The sequence below is a fragment of the Pandoraea iniqua genome, assembly GCF_902459685.1.
Lineage (GTDB): Bacteria > Pseudomonadota > Gammaproteobacteria > Burkholderiales > Burkholderiaceae > Pandoraea > Pandoraea iniqua.
This window is the reverse complement of sequence record NZ_CABPSF010000003.1, coordinates 1,087,605-1,113,537: the sequence shown is the minus strand read 5'-3', so window position 1 is coordinate 1,113,537 and position 25,933 is coordinate 1,087,605. Positions and strand designations below refer to the sequence as shown.

The following is a 25,933-nucleotide window of genomic DNA, read 5'->3' as shown; positions in this document are numbered from 1 at the left end:
AGCGGTAGTTCAGTTGGTTAGAATACCGGCCTGTCACGCCGGGGGTCGCGGGTTCGAGCCCCGTCCGCTCCGCCAAATAAAAAGCCTGTTCAACGAAAGTTGGACAGGCTTTTTTCTTTGGTGCGGCGGAGGGAGCCGCCTTCGCGGCTCCCGGCGGGGATCGAAGGGAATCGCTTGCAAGCGATTCCGCGGCCTGCGCATGTGTAGGCGAGCCCCGTCCGCTCCGCCAAATAAAAAGCCTGTTCAACGAAAGTTGGACAGGCTTTTTTCTTTGGTGCGGCGCTTTTGATGCGGTCCCGATAGGTTTCCCGGGACCGCTTTTTACTGCGAATTCACCTGAATTTTCTTCAAAAAGTGCCTTGCGGATGTTTCGCGCGATTTTCCAAAATCGCGCAGTTAGCTCGCATTACGTCCCTGTCGTGACAGACACCCTCCGATTACCCTTGCCAGAGCCCTCAGCGCACGAGGCAGGGGCGCTTCGGATCGAACTTCCAGTCCGGGATCAAATACTGCATCGCCACGCTGTCGTCGCGCGCGCCGAGTCCGTGTTCAAGGTACTGCGCATGGGCGGCTTCCACGGCATCCATGTCGAGCGTGACGCCCAACCCGGGTGTCGACGGCACCTGCACCTTGCCGTTCACGATCTGAAGCGGGTTTTGCGTCAGGTACTGACCGTCCTGCCAGATCCAGTGCGTATCGATCGCGGTGATGTTGCCGGGTGCCGCAGCCGCCACATGCGTGAACATGGCGAGCGACACGTCGAAGTGATTGTTCGAGTGCGACCCCCACGTGAGGCCCCAGTCGTGGCACATCTGCGCGACGCGCACAGAGCCCTGCATCGTCCAGAAGTGCGGGTCGGCCAGCGGAATGTCCACCGACTGCAATTGAATCGCGTGGCCCATCTGACGCCAGTCGGTCGCGATCATATTGGTAGCCGTCGGCAGGCCGGTCGCGCGCCGGAATTCGGCCATCACTTCTCGGCCCGAGTAGCCGTTTTCTGCACCGCACGGGTCTTCGGCATAGGCGAGCACGTCGTGCTTGTCGCGACACAGGCGAATGGCTTCGGCGAGCGACCACGCGCCGTTCGGATCGAGCGTGACGCGGGCTTGCGGAAAGCGCTTCGCCAGCGCGGTGACGGCTTCAATTTCTGCGTCGCCGTCGAGCACACCGCCTTTGAGTTTGAAATCCTGAAAGCCGTATCGCGCGTGGGCCGCTTCTGCCAGACGTACGACAGCGTCGGGTGTCATGGCGACTTCCGTGCGTACGCGCTCCCAGTCGTCGCGGGCGTGGCGGTTGTCGTCATACGGCAAGTCCGTCGCGTGCCGGTCGCCAATGAAGAAGAGATAACCCAGCATGGCCACTTCGCTGCGTTGCTGACCTTCGCCGAGCAGCGCCGCGACCGGCACTTCGAGGTGCTGGCCCAGCAGATCGAGCAGCGCCGCTTCGAGTGCTGTGACGGCGTGAATCGTCGTGCGCAGATCGAAGGTTTGCAGCCCGCGGCCGCCGGCGTCACGATCGGCAAATGCGCTGCGCGTCTTGCCGAGAATCGCCTGCACGTTGGCAATCGACTGGCCGACGACATACGGACGCGCATCGTCGAGCGTCTTGCGGATCGATTCGCCACCGGGCACTTCGCCAACGCCGGTGTGCCCGGCACTGTCTTTCAGAATCACCAGATTGCGCGTGAAGAACGGGCCATGGGCGCCGCTCAGATTCAGTAGCATGTTGTCGCGTCCGGCGACAGGAACGACGCGCAGTTCGGTAACGATGGGGGTTCGGGTCATGGCGAGTGAGGCCTTGTCTGACGAAAGAGTGGGTGGATACATACTGGCTTGTTGTATGTCGTCAGACAACATTCTAGGGAAACTTCTTTCCGATGCCTTTCCGGGTATACCCTTTTGCGCGAAGAATTACCGATGACCATCGGGCATTCAGGGTTTCTGGCGGAGGATGGAGCGATCACAAGCATTCGCCAGGACGTGCCGGCCAAATCTCGAAATCGCTCTCACGTGCCTATCAAATAGTTGTCGTACAACGTGGTTTCAGGAGCGCCCGCCGAGACTGCCCCCGCCATCGACGCCCAATACCTGCCCGGTGACAAAGCTGGCCGATTCCGACAGAAAGAAGACGGCGGCCGAGGCAATTTCTGCGGGCTCGCCCAGACGGCGCATGGGAATCGTGGCGAGAATTCTGCGCTCGGCTTCGCTGCCGACGGGGCGCGATTGGCGGAACAACTCGGTTTCCACGGGGCCCGGTGCGACCGCGTTGGCGGTGATGCCGTATTCCGCGAGTTCGAGTGCCCACGCGCGCGTGCAGCCCACGAGTGCACTTTTCGCGGCGGCGTACGCAGTGCGATCCAGACCGCCGTAGATGGCCCGGCTGGCGATGTTGACGATGCGTCCGTAACGGCGCGCTTTCATGGCGCCGACGAAGTGTTGTGTCACCTGAATCGCCGAGCGCACGTTCAGATCGAAGACCTGTTGCAGCGTGGCGAAGTCCAGTTGCTCCAGCGGCTGTGGCGATGCGATGCCGGCGTTATTCACAATGCCGGTGATCTCGAAGCGCTCGCCGATACTGCGTAGCGCATCGCCGGTCTGGTCGACATCGGCGAGATCGCATTCGACGAGTGTGCCGGGAAAATTGACGTCAGCCGTATGGCGCGCGATGCCCACGACACGGTGGCCTTGTTCCGCGAGCAGGGCGCTGATCGCGAAGCCGATGCCGCGTGTGGCACCGGTGACGAGAAACGTTTGTTGAGGCATTCGGAAGCGGGCGCCGAAGCGAGCCTGCGAGGTCGGCCGGCGTTCTCAAAGGTGGCAGAACGAATGAGTGTATGCCTGAAGCGCTCAGATTGCCGGGCAGCCTCGGTTACGCCATTCTTTCGCACGCTTATTCCGCACACTTCTTACGCACACTCATTCCGCACGCATTACCCAGTAAGTACCGGCCGATGCGCGTCGGGCGCCCGGCTCACCAGCCAATCGATGAAGGTGGCCAGCCGTGGGTCGTCGTCAGCCCGGTACAGGCAGTGATACGGCGGGCCTTCGAGGCGAACCGTGTCGTCGAAGAGGGCAACCAGCTTGCCCCGGTCCAGATCGTCCTGAATCACGGCGCGCGGGGCGAGGCAGATGCCGTGCCCGCTCGACGCCGCGCGCAGCGCGAGCAAAAACTCGTCGAAGATCGGCCCGCGTAACGTTTCGCCCACGCTGACTTGTGCGCAGTGAAACCAGTATTGCCACCCTTGCGGCAGGCCTGCGTAGTGGAGCAACGGGGCTTGAAGCAGATCGGCCGGCGTGTGCAGGGCGTCGAGCGATGCGAGCTCCGGTGAGCAGACCGCCACGGCCTCGCTGCGCAACCAAGGTTTCGAGATGAAGCCTTGCCGGCGCAGCTCGGGCGTGTAGCGGCGAATCACGACATCGCTGGTTTCGTCAATTTGGCCGACGTGCTGATCCGGCGTCGTGACGATTTCCACTTCGATGTCGGGATGATGGCTGCGAAAGTGCGCGAGGTGCGGCAGCAGCCACGCGTGCGTGAACGATGTCGAGGCGTTCACGCGAATCGGCAGGTGGTGGGTGCCGTCGAGCATCTGCTCGGTGGCTTCGGCGAGCCGGCCGAGGCAGGCCGATACGTCCGTCCAGTAGTGGCGGCCACGCACCGTGAGGCGCACGGTGCGGCCATCGCGCTCGAACAGCTTCTGGCCGAAAAAAGATTCGAGCACGCGAATTTGCTGGGCGACGGCGCTCTGCGTGACGTTCAGCGATTCGGCAGCAAGTGTCAGGCTGTTCAGCCGGCCGGCGGCCTCGAAACTTCGCAGGGCGTTCAAGGGCGGCAGTCGGCGCGAGGGGCGCAGGGGGCGCATGGCGGAACCTTGTAGAACGGCTAATGCGTTAGCAAGAATAAGTCGTTTGTGGCGGGCATCGCGGGTTCCTATTATAGGTGCGCTCTCTCGTCCTCCTAAGCTCATGAGCCACCTCTCGTTGCCGCACGTGCCTGCCGTGAAATTGCCCCGTGTTTCTGCCGTCGTCTGCCCTGTCAGTGGAAGCCCCCGTCGTGCGCTCGCTGATGTTGGCGCGGCCATTGCCGGGCTCTCGTTACTCGTCGGGATTTCCGCCTGCGCGAGCCCGCCGGCCAACGAGCGGGAGACGGGCAGCGGCGGGCAACTGGTGCGTTACAGCTCGCGGCAGGTCAGCGTCGATCTGACCGCTGCGCAGCGCGAGACGCTGCGGCAACTGCGGGATCATGTACTCGCCGAATCGCAGCAGGCGCGCATCCTCGAAGCGATAGCCAGAACGCTCACCAAGGAGGGTTACGCACCGGTTTCGGTCGATACCGAGATGGGTGTCGTCGAGGCGGAGCGCAACACGGTGCTGGTGCCGAAATGGCGCCAGATCGCGCGAGGTGTGCTGAAGTCGCGCATCGGTGGTCTGCCGGCCAAGCCGGATCACGAGCGGTTGGCGGTGATCGTTGCGGTGCGCGGTGCGCAAGGCAATCCGAGCAAACAGGGTTCGCTGGTGCGGGTGCGATTCGATCGCACCGTGTGGGACAGCAATGGGGATGCACGGACCGAGACCGTGCTGGAGAAAGACGTGTACGAAGGGTTCTTCAACGCGCTGGATCTGGCCGTTCGGGCGAACTAGCTCGAACCAGCCCGAACCCGCGTGAAGTAGTGCAAGGGAGCGGGGTTGGCTTGCCAGTTAGCTCGCCAGACCACGTCCACCTTTCGCGCTGGCGACCCAGCGCAGGTAGCACAGCAGGCCGCACGCCGCAACCGCGAGGCTCGCGCCGTTGGCAAACCAGAAGCCCGTGGCGCCGTGCAGCCATGCCGGGGAGAGCCCCCAGCTATCGAAGCCAAGCACGTAACCGCCACCGAGACCGACACCCCACAGCGACACCGCGTAGATGACGGTCGGGATGATCGCCACTTTCCATGCGCGCAGCACGAACACGGCGCTCACTTGCAGCGCGTCGAACAGGTGATAGAACGCGACGAAGGCCAGCAGCGGTGTGGCTACGGCGGCCACCGCCGGGTCGGTCGTATAGGCTTCTACGATCCATGGGCGGGTCAGCCAGACGAGGCTCGCCAAGCCTGCGCTGAGCATGCCGGCGAACAGAATGCCGTGGCGCCCGACGAGGTGCGCCGCGCTGAAGTTGCGCGCACCGATGGCCTGCGCCGTGAGCGTCGCAGTGGCAATGGCGATCGACATCGGCAGCATGTACGTCAATGCGCCGAGGTTGGCGGCGATCTGGTGGCCGGCAAGCGTGGTATCGCCCAAGCGCGTGATGAAGATCGCCATGAACGAGAACGCCGTCACTTCGATCAGGTAGCTCAACCCCATCGGCACGCCGAGCTTCAGCAGCGTGCGAATGGCGTGCCATTGTGGCCAGCAGAAGTGCGAGAAGATGCCGAACTCGCGCAGCTTTGAGTGCCGCACCATCAGCGTGAGCCCCAGCGCGCACGAGACCCAGTTGATCGCCGTCGTGGCAATGGCGCAGCCGGTGCTGCCCAGCGGCGGAATGCCAATGCGCTCGACGCCGTAGATCAGCGCGAGATTGAGCGGCACTTTCAGTGCAAGACCGGTGACCTGAATCGCCATGACGATGCGCGGTTGCGCAACGGCCGTCGACAGCGACGAGTACACGCGGAACAGCAGGGCGGCGGGCAGGCCGAACGCCAGAATCTGGAGGTAAGCGCTCGCGCGCACTTCCAGTTCGGAATTCGCTTCCGACAGACGCAGGATGAATTGCGGATGCGTGAGCAGCAGGAAGCCGGGGATCGCCAGAAAGAGGGCGAGCCAGATGGCCTGACGCACTTCCTCGCCGATCTCCAGGCGCTCACCGGCGCCGAAGCGTTGGGCGGCAATCGGGGAGAGGGCGACGAGAATGCCCATCAGGCCGACGTACACAGTGATGTAGATCGAGCCGCCGAGCGCGAGCGAGGCCAGATCGAAGGCCGAGGCGCGCCCGACCATCGCCGTGTCCATCACCCCGAAGGCGATGACCGCGAGCTGGCCGATCAGTACCGGCCACGCGAGCGCGGCGATGCGTTTGATGTCATGCCACATGGGAAGCGAGGGAGAGGTCAACGCGGACGCGCCGAACGGCGCCACGGACGCTCTTGCAGCACGTAGAGGCGGAAGCGTTCGTCACGGTCGGCCGCACGGCGGCCTTCCCAGAGCTGACGCCATTCGTAAGGGGCGAGCGAGAGCGGTTCGCTATAGTCTTGCGAGTCCTGACGCAGCAGCACATCGCAATCGTCGCTGCTCGAGCCGAAACGCATCTTGCCGAAGTAAGCGAACGACGCGAGTTGCGCGTCGCCCACGCGTACCGTGCGAATGCAGGTGTAGTCCGCCGGCAGGTGCGCCGAAATCTGCGCGGCCACGTCGCGATACGTCCGACCGTAGTTCACTACCGGCAGCCAGAGCGTCATGAGCAGCACCCACATCAGGGTCGTGCCGCCCGAAGAGAGCACCACGCTGCGCCACATGACCTTCGGGCTGCGCGACACGCGCCACGCCACGAGCGTGACCCAAGCGCCGGTCACGGCGAGCGCGCTGATCAGCGTCACCCAGCTGAACTCAGGCACAAAGCCGGGCACCAGACGTCGCAGGTTGCGGGCGATCTGCGCAGGGAATCCGAAGACGCCTGCCAGCCAGACGATCCACACGAAGCCGGCCAGCACCGTGAATGACAGCACGGCGAACCAGTCGATCGCGTTGACCGTGCCGCGCTTGAGCGACGGCAGGCCGAATGCGGCGATGATCGAGAGAGCGGGCAGGGCGAGCATAAAGAGCTGGTTGCCCTGATGCGCCTGCAACACGATCAGCACCAGAATCGGCACCGCGAGCGCCAGCGGAATGGCGATGTGCGGGGCACGGCGCATGCCGCGCCACGAATACAGCGACCACGCGGCCAGCGGCCATGCCGGCCACGCGAACAGCGCCAGATTCTTGGTGATGTAGCTAAGCGAGTTGATCGACGGGCCACTAAAGGCATCGACACCGATGTCGGCCCATTCGCCCAGCCAGCTACGCGCGCCGTCGGCGAACTTGAGCGCGGCGAGCGGCCATGCGCAGGCGATGATGAGCGCGACGGGTGTCGACACGATCAGCAGCATGCGCAGCGGCACGGCGCGGCACAGCACGCCCACGGCGATGCCGGCAATCCACAGCGAGAGCGTCATCAGTGGCGACGACGCGAGCGCCATGCCGCCGAGGGCGAGGCCAAACCAGACGGCGCCCTGACGCGGCTTGTCGAGGCTGCGCACCAGACCGTAGATCGCCATCGAGATGAGCGTCAGTTGCCCGACCGTGGCAGTGGTTTCGTGACCGCGTTCGGCCAGACCGAAGCAGGCGAGCAGAATCAGCAGCGCGCCATCGGCGAGGGTGCGGCCGTAGTCGCGCGGTTCGGGTTCGCCGCCGAAGGCATATTTGAACGGTTGCACTTCCGGGCGGCGGCCCAGCAGGTAGGTGCCGTACCAGATGAACGTGCAGGTGGCGTAGAAGCACAGGCCAGTGACGATGCGCGCGGCGTCCGGCGCGTCGAGCCACGAGAAAGTGCGAATCGCGAGGGCGCCCAGCCAAGAGACCAGCGGGCCGGCATCGTAGATCGGCTTGCCGGCGATATTCGGCAGCAGCCAGTCGGACAGTTGGCCGTGTGCCATCGTCCACATGATGCCGAAGCCGGCGGCGTCTTCGTTCTTCCACGGATCGCGACCAAACAACCCCGCCAGCACATAGATGACACAAATGGCAAAGAGCAGCGAGCGAGGAAGCGCGCTGGTGGCAGAGGCGGTGATGCGAACTCGTTTCATAGGCCGGACGACGTTACCGGCCATGGAGCCGGATCGCGGAAAAACAGGGCGCGAGCCAGAGATGGCTCAGGAGAAAATTCGGGGAAAACCAGAAAAGCCGACAGTATGACAGTAACCCGCAGCATGGCGCAGGCCACGCCCAACAAAAAAGGGCAGCCTGAGCTGCCCCTTTCCGATGCTTTCCAACGCCGGGGAATTTTCCCCGATTTTGCCGGCCCGCCGGACTTGCCGTGGGCGAGGCTTCGCGTTGTGCGGCGTGTCGCTTGTGAAACTTAGGCGACCTTGCCGCCGGCGCGCGTGCCGAACTTCTTCTTGAACTTGTCGACGCGGCCTTCGGCATCCATGATGCGCGTTTCGCCGGTGTAGAAGTTGTGCGATGCCGACGACGTATCCAGCTTCACGAGCGGGTACGACTTGCCGTCGATCTCAACGGTTTCCTTCGTCTGGATCGTCGAGCGGCTGATGAATTGGAAGTCGATGCCCGGCGTCATGTCCTTGAACACGACTTCGCGGTAATTCGGGTGAATGCCTTCTTTCATGATGGACCTTAGGTTAAGTCGGTAGCCAGTCTGCGCGGGAGCTTCCCCGCTAACGCCGCCGCGCCCGTATGAACTGATACACACGTGTGCGACTGAAATGGCGTCAACCACTTTCCGGGTGAGCAAAACGCGCATTATGCCACGGAAATCCTGAATTCTGCAACGATTTCATAGGCTTGGCGCGCCGGGCGGCGGTGTCTCGCTGGCCGTTGGCGGCGTCGCGGCCGGATCTTGCAGGAAATACCGGGAAAACAGCGTGTACAGGGCCGGATATTCGGTGCGGAACGCCACCGGGGCGACGAAGAACGCTTCGGCGCAGACCGCGAAAAACTCCGATTCGTGCTCGGTGGCGTACGGGTCGAGCAGCGAGGTCGAGGCGAAGGCATCCCAGTGGGCGTCCGGCACGTTCGACACGTGGTGGCAGAACTCCTCGTAAGCCGGGTCGAAGACCTCGCACCACGCCTCCTCCGTCAGGTCTCCATGCAGGCGCCGGATGAGCGGGGGAACGCCGTCGGCTTCGCCGTTCTCCATGTCGAGCTTGTGGACGAACTCGTGAATCACCACGTTGTAGGCCAGCACGTCGCTCGCTTGCACGTCCTGCCACGAAAGCACAACCGGGCCGCCGTCCCACGCTTCGCCGCTGGCCTCCTGCGCCACATCGTGCACGACGCCGTCCTCATCCTGCACCGTCTTGCGAATCAGAAACTCCCCCGGATAGAGCACGATGCCCGACCAGCCGCGATAAAGCGCGGGCGGCAGGTTGAGGATCGGCAGGCAGGCTTGGGCGGCCACCGATACCTGCATGACCTCCGTGAGCGGCAGGTCATGGGCTGTGGAGAAGTGTTTGCCGCCCAGAAAGTCGGCGGCCAGCGCGCGCAGTTTGTCGAGATCGGCGGCGCTGCGGGCGGCGAGAAACGGCAGGGCGTCGACGACTTCGCGCCAGAGGTCGTCGTCGATGGCGCGACGGGGCGTGCGCGACGGCATGAGGCGTGACAGCAGGGCTTTGAGCATGACGGCCGGGGCAGCTACAGCGAGAGTCGGAGCGCCGGAGGCGGGCTTGCATGAACGTGCTGGCGTGCAGCGCACCGGGCACGTGTCCATACATGCGCGAGCCGTGAGCCTTCCGGCGGGCACGTCACGATTCTAATTTAGCTGCTTCTGGAACGCTGCAAATATCGCGCCGCACAGCGCCACGATGGCGATGAAATGGAAGCCGTCGATAAATGACAGGAACGCCGCCTGCCGTTCGATCATCTGCGCGATTTGGGCAAGCGCGGCGCCGTGGGCCTGCGAGACCGCGACGCCGGCGTGCGTGAGCGCATTCGCGAGCGTGTCGAGCGTCTGCGTGAAGATCGGGTTGTAGGGGTTGGCGACTTCCGTCAGGCGAGTGCGATGCAGCGCTTCGCGATGCTGCTCGAACGCTACGATCGTCGAGACCGCAAACGACCCCGAGAGCTGACGCAGGATGTTCTTCAGCCGGTAGCCGTGCACGAAGCTCTCGTGATCGAACGTACGGAACGTGAGATTGGCGACCGGCAGCACCGTAAAGATGCCGAATACCGCTTTGAGCGCGAGCACCCCATAGAGCTGACTCTGCCCCGCGTCCGGTGGCATGGCGCCGAGCCACAGGCTGGTGGCGATCGTCATCACGAAGCCGCTCACGATCAGGTACTTCTTGCGCGTAATGAACTTCGCCACGCGGAAATACGCCATCAGCAGGATGACCGTCAGCAGCGCCGAGTAGCCCAGCAACTGCCCCGTGCGTTCCACCGTGAAGCCCAGCCCTTGCTCGAGCAGGCGCGGCATCAGATAGCTCTGCGTGTTTGCCAGATAGTAATAGGCGGCGTACAGCAGCAGGCCGACCTGAAACTCGCGCCGGCGCAGCGATTGCAGGCGGATGAACGGTGCCGGGTGTTGCCACTGGTGGTAGCCGAACCACACCAGCGCGCCCACGCCGGCGACCGTCAGCAGCGGCAACCAAGGCGTTTGCAGCCAGAGCGTGTAACGCATCTCCTGAAGCACCACCTGAAACGCGCCCATCGCGAGCGCGAACGCCATGAACGGGGCGAAGGGGTAGCTGCCGCCGGTGGCGCGATCCCGCAAGCGGCCGACATCGGGAATCGCGAACCATGCCAGCGCGGCGAGCAGCACGGCGGGTGGCGCCGTGCACAGGAACAGCGTGCGCCACGTGTACGCCGAGACCAGCATGCCGCCGATGAGTGGGGCGGCGGCCGAGCCAGTGAATAGCAGCAGGGCGAACGTCTGCACCGTTTTGCCGCGACGCTCAGGGGGCACACTGACTTGCGCGAGGATCCGGCAGGAGCTCATCCAACTGCCCGCGCAGAAGCCTTGGCAGGCCCGGGCGATCACGAGTTGCGTGACGCTCTCGCTCGTTCCAGCGAGTACCGCGCCGCACGCGTAGAGCAGCAGTGAGGCCGTGAGATAGCGCCGGTAGCCGATGCGCTCCACAAACCATTGTTGTTTGAGGATGGCAAGCACCGAGGCGATGCCGTAGGCCGTCGTCATCCAGACGAACTCTTTGGGCGAGGCGTCGACGCCGCCTGAGACGTAGACCGCAAAGTAGACCAGCAGCGCGTTCTCGAAGAATTCGAGCCCCGGGATGAGGCCCAGCGCGTAGCGATAGGCTTCCGCGCGGATGGGGCGCCGCGAGCCGGTGCCACTGGTGCCACTGGCACCGCCCGGCGCGGGGGCGCGGGGCGGCGGTGCAGCGGCGGAACCGGTGGGCGGATTGGCAGAGGTCATGACGGGCGAGGAGGATTACGGTTTGCGCAGCCGGGCTGCCCGTTCAGCAAGTAACTCGTCGGCGGGAACGCCTTGAAGCCGTTGGTCGATGTATTGAAGGTCGTGGGTGATTTGCGCTTCCATTTTTTCGGCTTCCCGCAGTTCGCGCCGGACTTGCGCGGTGCGTTCGCGCAGCGTTTCGAGTTGCGAATGGAGGGCGTCGCGCACGACTTGGAGGTCTTCGTCGTTCATGCGCGACTTGCCGGCTTCGACCAAGCGCATGGGACGTTTGAGCATTTCTGTGATGGCGGCGATCGAGAAGCCGAGCGAGCGCATGCGGAGAATGCGGCCGAAGGTCGCGAGGTCGGCTTGCGTGTACATCCGGTAGCGGCCTTCGCTGCGGGCGGGCACGACGAGATTCAGTTCCTCGTAGTACTTCAGCGTGCGCGCCGTGACGCCGAGTGCCGTCGCGGCTTGGCTGACCGTCAGCAGGGCGTCGTCGTTGGGTGATGCGTGTTCGGTGGGATCTGCGGGCATGGCTTTGCCTCCGATCGAGAATGACGCATCGTAACACAACCTATACGTGAACGTACAGGTTTGAGTGTCCGGAGGCAATGTGGGAATACGCGACGCTAGGAGGGAAGAAGGGCGTGGAGGCCAGAGGGTGTCGTGGGAAGCACCAGCGGGGGTGCGAAGGATGACCGGAGCCCCTTTCCGAGGCGAGTTGAACTTGTCTGAGCAGCGGAAAGGGGCTTCGGTCGGCCTTGTGGGGAGGTTTTAATCAGACGTTAGCGAACCGTGTCATTCGGCGCGGTTTCCCAGCGAATGGCGCGAACACCGGGCGTGTCGCCGAGGGTGGACACAAGGTGGACCAGTGCGGCGCGTTGGCTGCGTTCGCAACGCAGGACGTAGTCGAGTTCGAGCAGATAGCCGCCGGAGCGGTCGGCGCGCGCGGCGGTTTCCAGCTTGAGTTGATGGGTTTGAAGGGCGGTGCGCACCTTGACGTCGATGGCGCTGGCCTTCGAGGCGAGGGTGAGCACGACCAGCCGGTATTGCGGCGAAGTCGTCGCGGTGACTGGCGTGGCGGGCGTACGGGCGCGATGGCGGCCGAACAGCGTGGGGATGAGCATTTGCAGCGTCATGGGTCCTCCTGAATCAAAGGCCTGATATCGGGATAGCGGGCCTGAGACGGCGGATGCCGGGGCTTGGCGGCGTGTTTCCCTTATGCCCGCAGCGCACGCGTGCAGGCCTTAGGCCCGCGCGCATGACAATGCTGCGGATGCAGAAACACGTGAAGGCTACGCAAGCGTCGACAGGCTAGGTCTGCGTGTGTTTGCTGCCGCTGAGCTGGCGAGCCAACACGCGCATCAAGCGTGTCGTACCCGGGTGCGCGAGCGCATCCGGTGATAGCTGAACTGCGGTGGGGGTGCTGTAAAACGTGATCGCTGCCGATGAAATCGGTGCGATCGATGCACTACCGCTGCGACATTGGGGGCCGGCAGCGGCAGTCGGAGGACGACTGCGGGTTACCGGGCCAACGCCTCGTCGGTCATTGCCGACGCTTGCGTGCTACTAGAGCAACTGCCCACGGAAAACTCCGTCGTTATTGGAAAGACGTGATTTTAGGTTTTTATCGCACTTCTGTAAAGAAAGTGGCGCGATTTCGCGGCGTTTTGTCGCGAAATTGACGATATTTTTACGGAAAACGGGGTTTTTCGACTAAAAACCGCTGAGGTCCGTCAGCCAGCCGGCACGTCAGTCCGGCAGCACCTTGCCCGGGTTCATCAGGCCGAGCGGGTCGAATGCCGCCTTCAGTTGGCGCATCAGCGCGAGTTCCACGGGGGATTTGTAGTGTGCCGAGGCGTCGCGCTTGAACTGCCCGAGTCCGTGTTCCGCGCTGATCGTGCCGCGATGGGCGTGCACGCTGTCGTGTACCGCCGACGTGACCGGCGTTTGGAAGTCGCGCAGGAAGGTTGACGGATCGACGCCATCCGGTGCCATCACGTTGTAGTGCAGATTGCCGTCGCCAAGGTGCCCGAACGTCACCATGCGTGCACCCGGCGCGATCTTTTGCACGATCGGGTCGGTTGCCGCGAGGAATGCGGGGACCTGCGACACCGGCACCGCAATGTCGTGCTTGATGTTCAGCCCCGTGGCCGACTGCGCGAGCGGAATGCTCTCGCGAAGGTGCCAGAGCGCATTCGACTGCGCGAGGCTGGCCGCGACGACGGCGTCGCGCACGACACCGCGCTCGATGGCGGCGGTGAGCAGGCGCTCCAGCAAATCGCGGGCGTGCGCTTCGCTCTCGTTGTCGGAGAGTTCGAGTAGCACCGCTTGCGGATGCGCTTCGGCAAACGGATAACGCTGCTGCGGGAAGACCTGCGCGACGAGACGCAGACAGAAATCCGACATCAGCTCGAAGCCCGTGAGCAGCGGCCCCGCCATCGATTGCGCGAGGTTGAGCAGCGCCAGTGCCTGCGCCGGGCTGTCGAGCGCGGCGAGGGCCGTCATGCGTGCAGCGGGTTGTGCGTAGAGCTTCAGCGTCGCGGCAGTAATCAGGCCGAGCGTGCCTTCCGCGCCAATGAACAGATCGCGCAGATCGTAGCCGGTGTTGTCCTTACGCAGGCCGCGCAGGCCATCCCACAATTCGCCTTGTGGCGTGACCACTTCCAGACCGAGACACAACTCACGCGCATTGCCGTAACGCAGCACCGCCGTGCCGCCCGCGTTCGTCGCCAGATTGCCGCCGATCGTGCAACTGCCTTCGGCCGCGAGGCTCAGCGGGAACAGGCGCTGCGCCGCTGTCGCGGCGGCCTGCACATTCGCAAGCAGGCAACCGGCTTCGGCCGTGAGCGTCATGTTGTCGGCGTCTACCTGACGAATGCGGTCCAGCCGTCGCAGGCTGATGACCACTTGCCGCCCGCTCGCATCCGGTGTTGCGCCGCCCGCGAGCCCCGTGTTGCCCCCCTGCGGCACCATCGACACGCCGTGCGTCGCGCACAACCGCACGAGCGCAGCCGTCTGCATGGCGTCGGCAGGGCGCAGCACGGCGAGCGCACGGCCTACATAACGTTTGCGTTGGTCGATCAGATACGGGGCGACGTCGGCGTCGTCACGCAACACGTGATCGCGGCCGAGCAGATCGATACAGGCGGTGAGGAATGCGGTGTCGTTCATTGCGGCTGACGCGTTGCCGGTGCCTGCTGACCGCGAGCCTTCGCGGCGCGCTTGAACGGGCGCAGATAAAAGACGGTGGCGAAGAAGAACACGGCCGATAACGCCGTTTCGATCCACGCGAGCGGTACCGACGGACCGGTATCGGTCATGCCGCGCACCACGCCTTCGGCGAGAAACAGCAGGATGAACATGCTCGACCATTGCAGCGTGTACAGATTGCCGCGCAGCACACCGCGCAACGGCAGCAACAGCAACAGCGCCTTGAGCACCAGCCACGACCCGCCCGGACGCAATGGCGCGAGCCAGAGCTCCCACGCGACCGAGAGGGCGATCAATGCGAGCAGGCTGGCGATGCTGACGCGCCGTAGCGTGCTGGATGCGGACGCGGCTGCCGATGCGGCAGGTGCCGCTGCCGTGGCCGCACCGGTCGAGCCAGACGCATGGGGCGTGGCAGATGTTGCCGACGTTGCTTGCGTGGCAGGCTCGTTACGCTGATCGATCGATTCAGACTCGGGCGGTGTTGCAGTCATGGGCTGTCTCGGTTGCCTTAACTACTACGGCTAATGCATGGAGTGATGTGTGGCGTGCGGCGCCTCTGAATGGGCGTTCCCCGCGTCGTCACGCAAAGAACGTCATTCTGCCAGCTTGAGTGCTGCCCGTGCGAGACGCGCGCCGAGGGCCGATGCCAACTGGCGTTCGTCCGCCGAGAGCGGGTTGCCGTCATGCGCGAAGTGCGTCGCGCCATAAGGCGATCCGCCCGTGCGCGTGCTCGACAATGCGGGTTCCGTGTAGGGCAGGCCCATCAGCAGCATGCCGTGATGCAACAGCGGAATCATCATCGACAGCAACGTACTTTCCTGACCGCCATGCAGGCTCGCCGACGACGTGAACACACACGCGGGCTTGCCCGAGAGTGCGCCGGAGAGCCACTGCGGCGTCGTGCCATCGAGGAAATACTTCAGCGCGGCGGCCATGTTGCCGAAGCGCGTGGGCGAGCCGAGCGCCAGACCGGCGCATTCTTCGAGGTCGCGCAGTTCGACGTACGGCGGGCCGCTGTCGGGAATATCGGGGGCGCTGGCTTCACACACCGTCGAGACGGCGGGCACCGTGCGTACGCGGGCTTGCGCGCCGGGCACGCTGTCGATGCCGGCGGCGATGCACTGCGCGAGTTGAGCGGTCGTGCCGTGACGGCTGTAGTACAAGACGAGAATTTCGGTCATGAAGCGTGCGTATCGAGTGAAAACCCAGCAAAAAGTGCGGGTATTATAGGGCGTTCCTACGCGAATACCGTGCCGCTTGTCCTTGCGTGGTCTTGCTTTCCGGTAGGTCCTCGGTTGTTCTGTTTTTGTTCTGCTGCCGTTCCTCTGCTGTTTCTCTGTCCGTATTCAGGAGCCCGATTTGATCAAGCTGTCCCGCATCAACTGGAACAACGTTCGCCAACTGCTGAAATACGCGCTTGCGCGTGCTCAGGACGACCGGATTCCCCAGGTTGCGGGTAGCCTCACGTTCACGTCGATCCTCTCCATCGTGCCGCTCTTTGCCGTGACGTTCGCACTGTTCACGGCGTTCCCGATTTTCAAATCGTTTCGCGATTCGCTACAGGGCTTTCTGATCGAGCATCTGATGCCGGAGAGCGTCAACGCGCAAATTTTCGGCTATCTCAATCAGTTTGCGTCCAAGGCCACGAGCCTCACTGCGTTCGGCCTGATCGGTTTGCTGGTGACGGCCGTGCTCACGTTGATGACCGTCGAGTCCGCGTTCAACGTGATCTGGCGCGTGCCGCGCCCGCGTCCGCTCGCGCAGCGGCTGCTCATCTACTGGAGCCTGCTCACGCTCGGGCCGCTGCTGTTCGGGGTGAGCCTGTCGATCAGTTCGTACATCTTCACGCAGTCGATGTCGCTGGTCACTACGCTGCCGCCCGCCGTCGCCTCGCTGCTCAGCCTGATTCCGCCAGCGTTGACCGCGGTGGCGTTCATGTTGATGTATCTGTACATGCCCAACTGCAAAGTCGACTGGCGCGATGCGCTTGCCGGTGGTGTGGTGGCTGCGGTGGCGCTCGACCTGACCAAGCGCGGTTTCGGTTTGTATATCCGCCAGTTTCCGACGTACACGGCGGTCTATGGCGCGTTTGCGGCGGTGCCGATCTTCCTGTTGTGGATCTATCTGTCGTGGCTGGTGGCGCTGCTGGGCGCAACCATCGCCTCCGTTCTGCCGGCACTGCGGCTGGGGCATTTTCAGTACCCGCGCTTTCCCGGCAGCGATCTGCTCGATGGCCTCACGCTCATCCATTTGCTCAATGAAGATCGCGAATCCGGCAAGAACGGCCGCACGACGGTGGAACTGGCCCGCGCCATGCGCACGAGTCTCGACCATGCCAATGAGCTGCTTTTGCGGCTCGAACGGATGGGCTGGGTCGGCCGCCTGATGATGCAACCGCCTGCCGAGCGCTGGCTGCTGCTGGCGAACCCGCAGACGGCAACGCTGTCCCCGCTGGTCGCCAAATTCGCGCTGAACGTGGAGGAATTGGCCCGGCAGATGGAGCGTCACGCGCTCGATGGGGCGCATGTGGCCGAGATTCTGCGTGAGGGCAAATGGGACGTGCCGCTCATCGACGCGCTGCCGCGCGAAGTCCCGCTGGCCGACGACTCGGCGGCTGGGCCTGATGGTGCCGAAAACAACGAACGAAGCGACGGCAGCGATAACAGTGCCGGGAGCGAAGGCAGCGAAGGCAGCGAGGGCCGCGACGGCCGGAGCGCTAGAGCTTGATGCGCCCGAGGCAGATATCGCGGAACATCACCCAGTCGCCCAGCAGGCTGTAGAGCGGGTGGCGAAACGTGGCCGGCCGGTTCTTTTCGAAAAAGAAGTGGCCGACCCACGCAAACGCATAGCCGCACACGACGGCCGCCGGTAGCCACCAGACGTTGCCGGTGAATGCAAACACCAGCACACACGCAATCACGCCCCACGAGCCGACGAAGTGCAGTCGGCGGCAGGTGGCGTTACGGTGTTCGCCCAGATAAAACGGGTAGAAATCCGCAAACCGCTGAAACACGGGTGCGGTGTCGTGGGAATCTCGCATGACCGGCCTCCTTTGCGAGTTGACGCACTGGGTGTCGCGCTCAGTGTCGCGCTCAGTGTCGCATGAATTGCACGAGGGCATCGAGCAGCGCATCCGGCTGTTCCGTCATGATGGCGTGCCCTGCGTTGACGGTCTGAACCGTCACGGGGGCGCCGCCTTCACGCAGGGCGTCGAGCAGTGCCTTCGCGGCGCGCGGGGGCGTCATCTGATCGCGCTGCCCGAGCACGGCCAGTACCGGGCACTTCACCTGAGCGGCCGCGTCCCAACCCCGCTCGTAGCCATTGCAGGCTTCGAAGTCGGTCAGAAACACCTTTTCGCCCGGATTCCGTTTCGCTACGCGCTCCATCAGCCGCTGGTTGCCGCCCCACGTCCAGAAACCCGGCCCGGGCGCGGAGGGCTTCGCGGCCATCGTGCTGTGCGACCACTCGTTGACGAGGGCAATCGCTTCCGGCTCGCGGTGTGCGGCGGCGTCCAGCAGCGTGTCGGAGACTTTCATCGGATAGGCCGTGCCGACCAGCGCGATTTTCGACACGCGCGCCGGATGACGCGCAGCCGCGTCGAGCGCAATCAGCGAGCCCATGCTGTGGCCGACCCACGCGGCGGTGGCGACACCCGCCGCATCCAGTACGGCGACCACCCAATCGGCCAGTGCGCCGATGCTCGTGAGCGGCGCACCGCCGCTGCGGTGGTGGCCGGGCAGGTCGAGTGCGAGCACGTTCATGCCGTGATTCGCGAGATATCGGCTTTGCAGCCCCCATACGCTGTGATCATGCTGGGCGCCGTGCAGAAAGACGACCGTCGGCTGCGACGGCTGAATCGATTTGCCTGCGGTGTACGCGTAGACGGTGTTGCCCGCGACGTTGAAGTTCATGAATCGTGTCCCCGTTATCGTTTGGTCGATGCCTTCAGGCCGCGCTTGAGGTCTTGAATCAGATCGTCCGGATCTTCCAGCCCGATCGACAGGCGCACGGTGCCTTCGCCAATACCGGCCGCCGCAAGCGCAGCCGCGTCCATACGGAAGTGGGTGGTCGATGCGGGATGGATGACGAGCGAGCGCGCGTCGCCGACGTTGGCCAGATGCGAGAACAACTGCAACGATTCGATGAAACGGCGCCCGGCTTCCCGGTCGCCTTTCAGATTGAAGCTGAACACGGCCCCCGCGCCGCGCGGCAACAACTGTTTGGCGAGCGCGTGATCCGGGTGCGTGGGCAGTTCGGGGTAGGCGACGGACGCCACGGCTTCGTGCCCGGCCAGAAACTCGACCACCCGGCGCGCGTTGTCGACGTGCCGGGCCATGCGCAGCGGCAGCGTCTCGATGCCTTGCAGCAACTGCCACGCCGCCTGCGGATGCAGACACGCGCCGAAGTCGCGCAGCCCCTCGCGGCGTGCGCGAAGCAGGAACGGGGCGACGGAGCTTTCTTCAGCAAACACCATGCCGTGAAAGCCGTCGTAAGGTTCCGTCAGTTCGGGAAATTTGCCGCTCGCCTCAAAGTCGAACGTGCCGCCGTCGATCAGCACGCCGCCGATCGTCGTGCCGTGTCCGCCGAGAAACTTGGTGGCGGAGTGATACACGAGGTCTGCACCGTGATCGAACGGCTTGATGAGCCATGGCGTGGTGAACGTGCTGTCCACCATCAGCGGCACGCCCGCGTCGTGGGCAATTTGCGCGACATTTGGAATGTCGAGCACGTCGAGCCCCGGGTTGCCGAGCGTCTCACCGAAGAAGAGGCGCGTCTCGGGCCGTACGGCTGCACGCCAGCCGTCGAGGTCGCCGGGACGCACGAACGTGGTTTCGATGCCGAAACGGCGCAGCGTGTAGTGCAGCAGGTTGTGCGAGCCGCCGTACAACGCGCTCGACGCCACGATGTGCGCGCCCGCGCCCATTAACGTGGCAATCGCCAGATGCAGCGCTGCCTGACCGCTGGCGGTGGCAATGGCCCCCACGCCGTTTTCGAGTGCGGCCATGCGCTCTTCGAACACCGCGTTCGTCGGGTTCGAAATGCGCGAGTAGACGTGCCCGGCACGCTCCATATTGAAGAGTGCGGCGGCCTGATCCGAATCGGTAAACACGAACGACGTGGTCTGGTAGATCGGCGTGGCGCGCGCCCCCGTGGTGGGGTCGGGGGCGGCCCCGGCATGCAGGGCAAGCGTGTCGAAATGCGGTACGGACATATCGGTGATGGCCTCGTAGCACAAGAAGGAACAACGGGAAAATGAGCGAGAACGTCGGCAGCAAGATCAATGACGCGCCAACGACACTGAAATGTCATGTCTGCGGCGTGATCACTTGACGTATACGGCAATCCTAGCACCACCTTCGTGCGCACCGACAGGCATTCGTGGGGGACTCAGGGAAATTGCGGTGCCGTCCGAGCCGGCGCATCGGGTGTTGTCCGAGCGAGGGGGCAGAATCGGCCGAAAACCCGCGCCACACGGCGATGGACGGCCCATCGTGCCTTTCCTTTTGGAACGCTTTCCGATAGCATCACTTCAACTAATTACAATTCAGTGCGGAGACGCTGGCAGACCTGCCGGTGATTCGCGTCGCCATTCGGACTTTTGAATTTTCGAAATTTCGAAGTCCGGCGGTGGTCTTCGGCAGCGTTCCGAAACCGCCGCCTGCGTCAAGCAAAGAGGAGTGTGTGCCATGCGTGTGTCTGACATCCTGAAGGTAAAGGGCAACACCCTTTTCACCGTGACCCCGGAAACGTCGCTGGCCGAAGCCGTCGACACGATGGCGGAGCACGATATCGGCTCGCTGGTCGTGATGGAGTTCGGCGATCTGGTGGGCATGCTCACGTTCCGCGAAATCATCAATACGATCAGCAAGAACGGCGGCACCGTCGGTACGTCGACCATCCGCAAGGTGATGGACGATCACCCGCTCACCTGCACGCCTGAAACGGACGTCAACGAAGTGCGCCGCATGATGCTGGAGCGTCACGCGCGCTATCTGCCGGTGATGGACAGCCGCACGTTGATGGGCGTGATTTCGTTCTACGATGTGGCGCGTGCCGTCGTCGAAGAGCAGTCGTTCGAGAATCGTATGCTCAAGGCCTACATTCGCGACTGGCCGGCCGAGGAAGCGGAAAGCACCAAGTGAGCCAACCGAGCCAGCGCGGGGTGCGCGGCGAGGGCCACCAATCCCGGTTATTGAGAGAGCGTCGTTTCGCGCCGTTTTTCTGGACCCAGTTCCTGGGCGCGATGAACGACAACGTGTTCAAGATCGCGTTCACGTCGCTCGTGACGTATCACGCGACACTCTTCCAGAATGTTGACGGCAAGACGGCCGCGTTCCTGATTTCTGCCATCTTCATTGCGCCGTTCCTGCTGTTTTCCGCCACGAGCGGTCAGATCGCCGACAAGTGGGACAAGGCGCGCCTGATCCGCTTCGTCAAGACGCTGGAGATCGCCATCATGGTCGTGGGTGCGGCCGGCTTTCTCTGGGCGAGCGCGCCGCTGCTCTACGTCTGCACGTTCCTGATGGGGTTGCACTCGACGCTGTTCGGGCCGGTGAAGTACGCCTATCTGCCGCAGCATCTCGGTAACCACGAACTGGTGGGGGGCAACGGGCTGGTCGAGATGGGCACGTTCGTGGCGATCTTGATCGGCACGATCATCGGCGGTGAGATTGCCGGTGTCGGGGCGTCGGCGTTGCCGTGGCTCGGTGGCGTGTGCGTCACGCTGGCGCTGCTCGGGCGGCTCGTTTCCACTTGGGTGCCGTCGACGCCGGCGGCGCAGCCGGATCTGCGCATCAACTGGAATCCGATCACGGAAACGTGGCGCAACCTGCGCATCGCCCGCAGCGATCGTGCGGTGTTCCTGAGCCTGCTGGGCATTTCGTGGCTGTGGTTTCTGGGGGCGACGTTTCTCGCGTCGTTCTTCAATTTCTCGCGCGACGTGCTGGGGGCCAACCCGAATGTCGTGACGCTGTTGCTCGCGATGTTCTCGGTGGGTATCGGGGTCGGCTCGATGTTGTGCGAGCGCTTGTCGGGCGGCAAGGTGGAAATCGGGCTTGTGCCGTTCGGCTCGATCGGCATGACCGTCTTCGCCGTGGATCTGTACTTTGCGAGTCGCGGCGGTGTGCCGGGCGCGACCTTGCAGACCGTCGGACAGTTTCTCGCCCAGCCGGGTCACTGGCGCATTCTGGCCGATCTGTTCCTGCTCGCGATGTTCGGCGGCTTCTACAGCGTGCCGCTCTACGCCTTGATTCAGAGCCGTAGCGCGCCGTCGCACCGTGCACGGATCATCGCCGCCAACAACATCCTCAATGCACTGTTCATGGTCGTGTCGTCGCTGATGGCCATGGCGCTGACGCGCGCCGGGTTCACCATCGACCAGTTGTATCTCGTGACCGGGATTCTTAACGCGTTGGTGGCCGTGTATCTCTACGCACTGTTGCCGGAGTTTCTGATCCGGTTTGTGATGTGGCTGCTGCTGCACACGGTGTATCGCATCGACGTCAAAGGCGCCGAGCGTATTCCCGACGAGGGGCCGTGCGTGCTGGTGTGCAATCACGTGAGCTTCGCTGATGCCGTGGTGATCGGGGCTTCCATTCGGCGGCCGGTGCGCTTCGTGATGGATCACCGGATTTTCCGCATCCCGGTGCTGTCGTGGTTCTTCCGGACGGTCAAGGCGATTCCGATTGCGCCTGCGCACGAAGATGCGCAAGGTCTGACGCGCGCTTACGAAGCTATTGCGCAGGCGCTCGATGCGGGGGAAGTGGTCTGTATTTTCCCGGAGGGCAAACTCACCGCGTCCGGCGAGTTGCAGGCGTTCCGGCAAGGGGTGCGGCGTATTCTCGATCGTTCGCCGGTGCCGGTCGTGCCCATGGCGCTTCGCGGGCTGTGGGGCAGCTTCTTCTCGAAGCATGGCGGCGCGGCAATGACGCGTCCGTTCAAGCGCGGCATCCTCAACCGGCTGGAACTGGTGATCGGCGAACCGGTGACGGCCGTGCAGGCGACCCCTGAGGTACTGCGCGAGCGTGTCCTTGAATTGCGAGGCCCTTGGCCAGTCTGAGCGCGGCGGGGCGGGATCGCTGGCATAATAGGGCCTTCCCGTCTCACCCGAACCTGATCCCCGTATGTCTGGCAATACGCTTGGAACCCTGTTTACCGTCACCACTTTCGGCGAATCGCATGGCCCGGCCATCGGCTGCGTCATCGACGGCTGCCCGCCGGGAATGGCGCTCACGGAAGCCGACATTCAGGTCGAACTGGATCGCCGCCGCCCCGGCACGTCGCGCCACGTCACACAGCGCAACGAACCCGATGCCGTCGAGATTCTCTCCGGCGTCTTCGAGGGCGTGACGACGGGCACCCCCATTGCCTTGCTCATCCGTAATACGGATCAACGCAGCAAGGACTACGGCAACATCGTCGAGACCTTCCGTCCCGGCCACGCCGACTACACCTACTGGCAGAAATATGGCGTGCGCGATTATCGCGGCGGCGGCCGGTCGTCAGCGCGTCTGACGGCACCGGTGGTGGCGGCGGGCGCCGTCGCCAAGAAGTGGCTGACCGAGCGCTATGGTGTGCAAATTCACGGCTGCATGACGCAACTCGGCGACATTGAAGTGCCGCAGACCGATTGGTCGCAAGTGTCGCAAAACCCGTTCTTCGCCGCGAATGCCGAGGTCGTGCCGCAACTCGAAGCGTATATGGACGACCTGCGTAAAGCAGGGGACTCCGTTGGCGCGAAGCTGCGAGTGGTCGCGACGGGGGTGCCGGTGGGCTTGGGCGAGCCGCTGTTCGATCGCCTCGATGCCGACATCGCACACGCGATGATGGGCCTCAACGCCGTGAAGGGCGTCGAGATCGGTGCGGGTTTCCGCAGCGTGACGCAGAAGGGCTCGGAGCACGGCGACGAACTGACGCCGGAAGGCTTCGTCGGCAACAACGCCGGCGGGATTCTGGGCGGTATCTCCACCGGACAGGATGTCGACGTTTCTATCGCCATCAAGCCGACCTCGAGCATTCGCACACCGCGTCGTTCGATCGACAAGGCCGGCGATGCGGCGACGGTCGAAACGTTCGGACGCCACGACCCTTGCGTTGGCATTCGCGCCACGCCGATTGCAGAAGCGCTGCTGGCCTTGGTGCTGATCGACCACGCACTGCGTCATCGTGCGCAATGTGGCGACGTTCATGTCGGCACGCCGGTGATTGCTTCGCACGCACCGGAGTAAATTTGCGGCACGTTTGCGGCGGCGCTGACCGTTCGCAAAGCTTGCAGGCTGCATAAAAAAACGCCAGACAAATCTGTCTGGCGTTTTTCATTTCTACCGACCGCTACCGACCGTTACCGGCCTATTCCTTGCACTGCGTGATCGGCTGCTCGCCCTTCGCCGTGTAGAGCGTGCCTTCCGGCCCCTTGCTCCACCAGATCAGTGTTCGCCCGACATGCTTCTCACCGCTCGCGGCGCGCGCAGGTTTGAGCACTTCGCGTTTGCCTGACCAGTACAGCGTGACGTCACCGCCGAGATTGTGATCGTCGTAGACCACGACAGCGACGTGGCCGTTCTCGCAGAGATAGCTCACGGTCTTTGCCTGCACCGCCGGGCTGGCAATCAACAATGCACCCGCAAGCGCGGCGCCTGAGATCGCAACCGAACGACGGGAAAACAGCGAAGTTGGGGAAGTTCGTGGCATGAAGCCTCCTTGCCTTTGGCGTGAATCGAGCGAGGGTCCGCGACATTCAGCGAGCGTTCGCGAAGTGCCCCGCGAAATGACAAACCGCCGGGCGAACCGGCGGCTGTCGGGAATTACATGTTCGGATAGTTCGGCCCGCCGCCACCTTCCGGCGTGACCCACACGATGTTCTGCGTCGGGTCCTTGATGTCGCACGTCTTGCAATGCACGCAGTTCTGCGCGTTGATTTGCAGACGTTCCGAATCGTCGTCGTTCTTCACGAACTCATACACCCCGGCCGGGCAATAACGCTGCTCCGGTCCGGCGTATTCCGAGAGGTTGATGCCGACCGGCACGCTCGGATCCTTGAGCGTGAGGTGAGCCGGCTGGTTCTCTTCGTGATTGGTGTTGGAGATGAACACCGACGACAGGCGATCGAACGTGAGCTTGCCGTCCGGCTTCGGATAGACGATCGGCTGGCACTGCGCGGCCGGCAGCAGACATTCGTGGTCGGCCTTCTTGCGATGGATCGTCCACGGCATCTTGCCGCCCAGCAGTTTCTGCTCGATGCCGGTCATCAGCGTCGCGACCGTCAGGCCCTTCTTGAACCACTGCTTGAAGTTGCGCGCCTTGTTCAGCTCCTCGAACAGCCACGATTGTTCGAACGCCACCGGATAGGCGCTCAGCTCATCGCGCTGACGCTCAGCCGTGAGTGCGTCGAAGGCCGCATCGGCGGCCATCATGCCGGTCTTGATGGCGGCGTGGCTGCCCTTGATGCGGCTGGCGTTCAGGAAGCCGGCTTCGCAGCCGACCAGTGCACCGCCCTTGAAGACGAGCTTGGGCAGCGAGAGCAGGCCGCCGGCCGTGATCGCGCGCGCGCCATACGACACGCGCTTGCCGCCTTCGAGGAAGTGGCGAATCGACGGGTGCGTCTTGTAGCGCTGGAATTCTTCGAACGGCGACAGATACGGGTTGCTGTAATCGAGACCGACGATAAAGCCGACGGCGACCTGATTGTTCGGCAGGTGGTACAGGAACGAGCCGCCGTAGGTGTGCGAATTGAGCGGCCAGCCGGCCGTGTGCACGACCAGACCTTCCTTGTGCTTAGCCGGATCGATTTCCCACAGTTCTTTAATACCCAGACCATAGGCCTGCGGATCGCGGCCGTCGTCCAGATTGAACTTGCGCATCAACTGGCGGCCGAGGCTGCCGCGCGCGCCTTCCGAGAAGATCGTGTACTTGGCGTGCAATTCCATGCCGAGCTGGAAGTTCTCGGTCGGCTCGCCGTCCTTGCCCACGCCCATGTTGCCGGTGGCAACGCCCATCACGGCGCCGTTCTCGTCGTAGAGCACTTCGGCGGCGGCAAAGCCCGGGAAAATTTCGACGCCCAGCGCTTCGGCCTGCTGGCCCAGCCAGCGCACGACATTGCCGAGGCTGATGACGTAGTTGCCATGGTTCTGGAAGCAGGCCGGCAGCAGCCACGACGGCGTGGAGGTCGCGCCCGTTTCCGTCAGAAACAGGAAACGGTCTTCGCTGACGGGGGTGTCGAGCGGCGCGCCGCGTTCCTTCCAGTCGGGGATGAGTTCGGTGAGCGCCTGCGGATCCATGACGGCACCGGACAGGATGTGAGCGCCGATTTCCGAGCCTTTTTCCAACACACAAACGGAAATTTCCTTGCCGGCTTCCTGTGCGCGCTGCTTCAGACGGATGGCCGTGGACAGACCGGCCGGACCGCCGCCAACAATGACGACGTCATACTCCATCGATTCCCTCGGGCCGTACTGCTCGAGCAGCTTGGGATCCATTGATGCTCCTGTTATAAACGTTAGAATTCGTGGGTGCGGCCATTTTCCGGGAATGGGGAACACCTCGCAACCGCATATTAATAGCACGATCGTTCGGTTTGCTAGGTAAGAAGCTCTAGCGGCGGGCTATGCGGCACTGTCGTTATTCAATG

Annotated in this window: 23 protein-coding genes; 5 read left to right on the top strand and 18 right to left on the bottom strand. The window is 63.6% G+C overall.

What is annotated here, in order from left to right; translation table 11 throughout:
• Window positions 1-455: 455 nt before the first annotated feature.
• The 3 genes from gudD to PIN31009_RS15845 all read right to left on the bottom strand — a co-directional run bounded on the left by gudD (window position 456) and on the right by PIN31009_RS15845 (window position 3,823).
• On the bottom strand, window positions 456-1,784 hold the full coding sequence (gene gudD / locus PIN31009_RS15855) for a glucarate dehydratase (protein WP_150790851.1): 1,329 nt from the start codon (window positions 1,782-1,784) through the stop codon (window positions 456-458).
• Between the two features lie 258 nt (window positions 1,785-2,042).
• The gene (locus PIN31009_RS15850; protein ID WP_150790850.1) at window positions 2,043-2,762 is read right to left on the bottom strand and encodes an SDR family oxidoreductase; all 720 of its coding nucleotides are present in this window, start codon (window positions 2,760-2,762) and stop codon (window positions 2,043-2,045) included.
• 167 nt (window positions 2,763-2,929) lie between these two features.
• Window positions 2,930-3,823, bottom strand: coding sequence for a LysR substrate-binding domain-containing protein (locus PIN31009_RS15845; RefSeq protein ID WP_246185688.1), 894 nt, complete (start codon window positions 3,821-3,823; stop codon window positions 2,930-2,932).
• A gap of 172 nt (window positions 3,824-3,995) precedes the next feature.
• On the opposite strand from PIN31009_RS15845, the gene PIN31009_RS15840 reads away from it, so the two are divergent.
• Window positions 3,996-4,637, top strand: coding sequence for a hypothetical protein (locus PIN31009_RS15840; protein ID WP_246185687.1), 642 nt, complete (start codon window positions 3,996-3,998; stop codon window positions 4,635-4,637).
• Between the two features lie 57 nt (window positions 4,638-4,694).
• Here PIN31009_RS15840 and PIN31009_RS15835 read toward each other — a convergent pair whose 3' ends face one another.
• The 10 genes from PIN31009_RS15835 to wrbA all read right to left on the bottom strand — a co-directional run bounded on the left by PIN31009_RS15835 (window position 4,695) and on the right by wrbA (window position 15,488).
• The gene (locus tag PIN31009_RS15835) at window positions 4,695-6,062 is read right to left on the bottom strand and encodes an MATE family efflux transporter (RefSeq protein ID WP_150790848.1); all 1,368 of its coding nucleotides are present in this window, start codon (window positions 6,060-6,062) and stop codon (window positions 4,695-4,697) included.
• A 17-nt stretch (window positions 6,063-6,079) separates the two neighbouring features.
• Window positions 6,080-7,810, bottom strand: coding sequence for an ArnT family glycosyltransferase (locus PIN31009_RS15830; RefSeq protein WP_150790847.1), 1,731 nt, complete (start codon window positions 7,808-7,810; stop codon window positions 6,080-6,082).
• Window positions 7,811-8,082: 272 nt separating this feature from the next.
• Window positions 8,083-8,349: a type B 50S ribosomal protein L31 gene (locus tag PIN31009_RS15825; RefSeq protein ID WP_058378148.1), complete on the bottom strand. Its 267-nt coding sequence runs from the start codon at window positions 8,347-8,349 to the stop codon at window positions 8,083-8,085.
• Window positions 8,350-8,517: 168 nt separating this feature from the next.
• Window positions 8,518-9,360: a M90 family metallopeptidase gene (locus tag PIN31009_RS15820; RefSeq protein WP_150790846.1), complete on the bottom strand. Its 843-nt coding sequence runs from the start codon at window positions 9,358-9,360 to the stop codon at window positions 8,518-8,520.
• 132 nt (window positions 9,361-9,492) lie between these two features.
• Entirely contained in the window at window positions 9,493-11,112 is a 1,620-nt protein-coding gene (locus PIN31009_RS15815) for an MFS transporter (RefSeq protein WP_150790845.1), read from the bottom strand.
• A 15-nt stretch (window positions 11,113-11,127) separates the two neighbouring features.
• Window positions 11,128-11,628, bottom strand: coding sequence for a MerR family transcriptional regulator (locus PIN31009_RS15810; RefSeq protein ID WP_150790844.1), 501 nt, complete (start codon window positions 11,626-11,628; stop codon window positions 11,128-11,130).
• 251 nt (window positions 11,629-11,879) lie between these two features.
• A complete protein-coding gene (locus tag PIN31009_RS15805) occupies window positions 11,880-12,233 on the bottom strand; it encodes a hypothetical protein (protein ID WP_150790843.1) in 354 nt (117 codons plus the stop codon).
• Window positions 12,234-12,846: 613 nt separating this feature from the next.
• Complete coding sequence (locus PIN31009_RS15800) at window positions 12,847-14,268, bottom strand: FAD-binding oxidoreductase (RefSeq protein WP_150790842.1); 1,422 nt, start codon at window positions 14,266-14,268, stop codon at window positions 12,847-12,849.
• Window positions 14,265-14,798: a DUF2069 domain-containing protein gene (locus tag PIN31009_RS15795; RefSeq protein ID WP_150790841.1), complete on the bottom strand. Its 534-nt coding sequence runs from the start codon at window positions 14,796-14,798 to the stop codon at window positions 14,265-14,267. The genes PIN31009_RS15800 and PIN31009_RS15795 overlap by 4 nt, the downstream gene beginning before the upstream one ends.
• A gap of 102 nt (window positions 14,799-14,900) precedes the next feature.
• Window positions 14,901-15,488 carry an NAD(P)H:quinone oxidoreductase gene (gene wrbA / locus PIN31009_RS15790; RefSeq protein ID WP_150790840.1) on the bottom strand — a complete coding sequence of 196 codons (588 nt, stop codon included), beginning with the start codon at window positions 15,486-15,488 and terminating at the stop codon, window positions 14,901-14,903.
• A gap of 178 nt (window positions 15,489-15,666) precedes the next feature.
• Here wrbA and PIN31009_RS15785 point away from each other — a divergent pair, with 178 nt between their 5' ends.
• Window positions 15,667-17,034: a YihY family inner membrane protein gene (locus PIN31009_RS15785; RefSeq protein ID WP_150790839.1), complete on the top strand. Its 1,368-nt coding sequence runs from the start codon at window positions 15,667-15,669 to the stop codon at window positions 17,032-17,034.
• On the opposite strand, the gene PIN31009_RS15780 is transcribed toward PIN31009_RS15785, so the two are convergent.
• Genes PIN31009_RS15780 through PIN31009_RS15770 form a run of 3 tightly spaced genes read right to left on the bottom strand, consistent with a single transcriptional unit; the run spans window position 17,024 to window position 19,519 of the window.
• Window positions 17,024-17,347, bottom strand: a complete 324-nt coding sequence (locus PIN31009_RS15780) for an Mpo1-like protein (RefSeq protein WP_150790838.1) — start codon at window positions 17,345-17,347, stop codon at window positions 17,024-17,026. The two genes, PIN31009_RS15785 and PIN31009_RS15780, sit on opposite strands and share 11 nt — an antisense overlap.
• A gap of 52 nt (window positions 17,348-17,399) precedes the next feature.
• The gene (locus PIN31009_RS15775) at window positions 17,400-18,218 is read right to left on the bottom strand and encodes an alpha/beta fold hydrolase (protein WP_150790837.1); all 819 of its coding nucleotides are present in this window, start codon (window positions 18,216-18,218) and stop codon (window positions 17,400-17,402) included.
• A 14-nt stretch (window positions 18,219-18,232) separates the two neighbouring features.
• A complete protein-coding gene (locus PIN31009_RS15770; RefSeq protein WP_150684515.1) occupies window positions 18,233-19,519 on the bottom strand; it encodes an O-acetylhomoserine aminocarboxypropyltransferase in 1,287 nt (428 codons plus the stop codon).
• Between the two features lie 475 nt (window positions 19,520-19,994).
• Here PIN31009_RS15770 and PIN31009_RS15765 point away from each other — a divergent pair, with 475 nt between their 5' ends.
• From PIN31009_RS15765 to aroC, 3 genes are all read left to right on the top strand, one after another.
• A complete protein-coding gene (locus PIN31009_RS15765; protein ID WP_058378157.1) occupies window positions 19,995-20,450 on the top strand; it encodes a CBS domain-containing protein in 456 nt (151 codons plus the stop codon).
• On the top strand, window positions 20,447-22,366 hold the full coding sequence (locus tag PIN31009_RS15760) for an MFS transporter (protein ID WP_150790836.1): 1,920 nt from the start codon (window positions 20,447-20,449) through the stop codon (window positions 22,364-22,366). The genes PIN31009_RS15765 and PIN31009_RS15760 overlap by 4 nt, the downstream gene beginning before the upstream one ends.
• Before the next feature lie 64 nt (window positions 22,367-22,430).
• Window positions 22,431-23,534, top strand: a complete 1,104-nt coding sequence (gene aroC / locus PIN31009_RS15755) for a chorismate synthase (protein WP_150790835.1) — start codon at window positions 22,431-22,433, stop codon at window positions 23,532-23,534.
• Window positions 23,535-23,655: 121 nt separating this feature from the next.
• Here aroC and PIN31009_RS15750 read toward each other — a convergent pair whose 3' ends face one another.
• On the bottom strand, window positions 23,656-23,997 hold the full coding sequence (locus PIN31009_RS15750) for an MliC family protein (RefSeq protein ID WP_150790834.1): 342 nt from the start codon (window positions 23,995-23,997) through the stop codon (window positions 23,656-23,658).
• Between the two features lie 113 nt (window positions 23,998-24,110).
• Window positions 24,111-25,781, bottom strand: a complete 1,671-nt coding sequence (locus PIN31009_RS15745; RefSeq protein WP_150790833.1) for an electron transfer flavoprotein-ubiquinone oxidoreductase — start codon at window positions 25,779-25,781, stop codon at window positions 24,111-24,113.
• Window positions 25,782-25,933 lie beyond the last annotated feature (152 nt).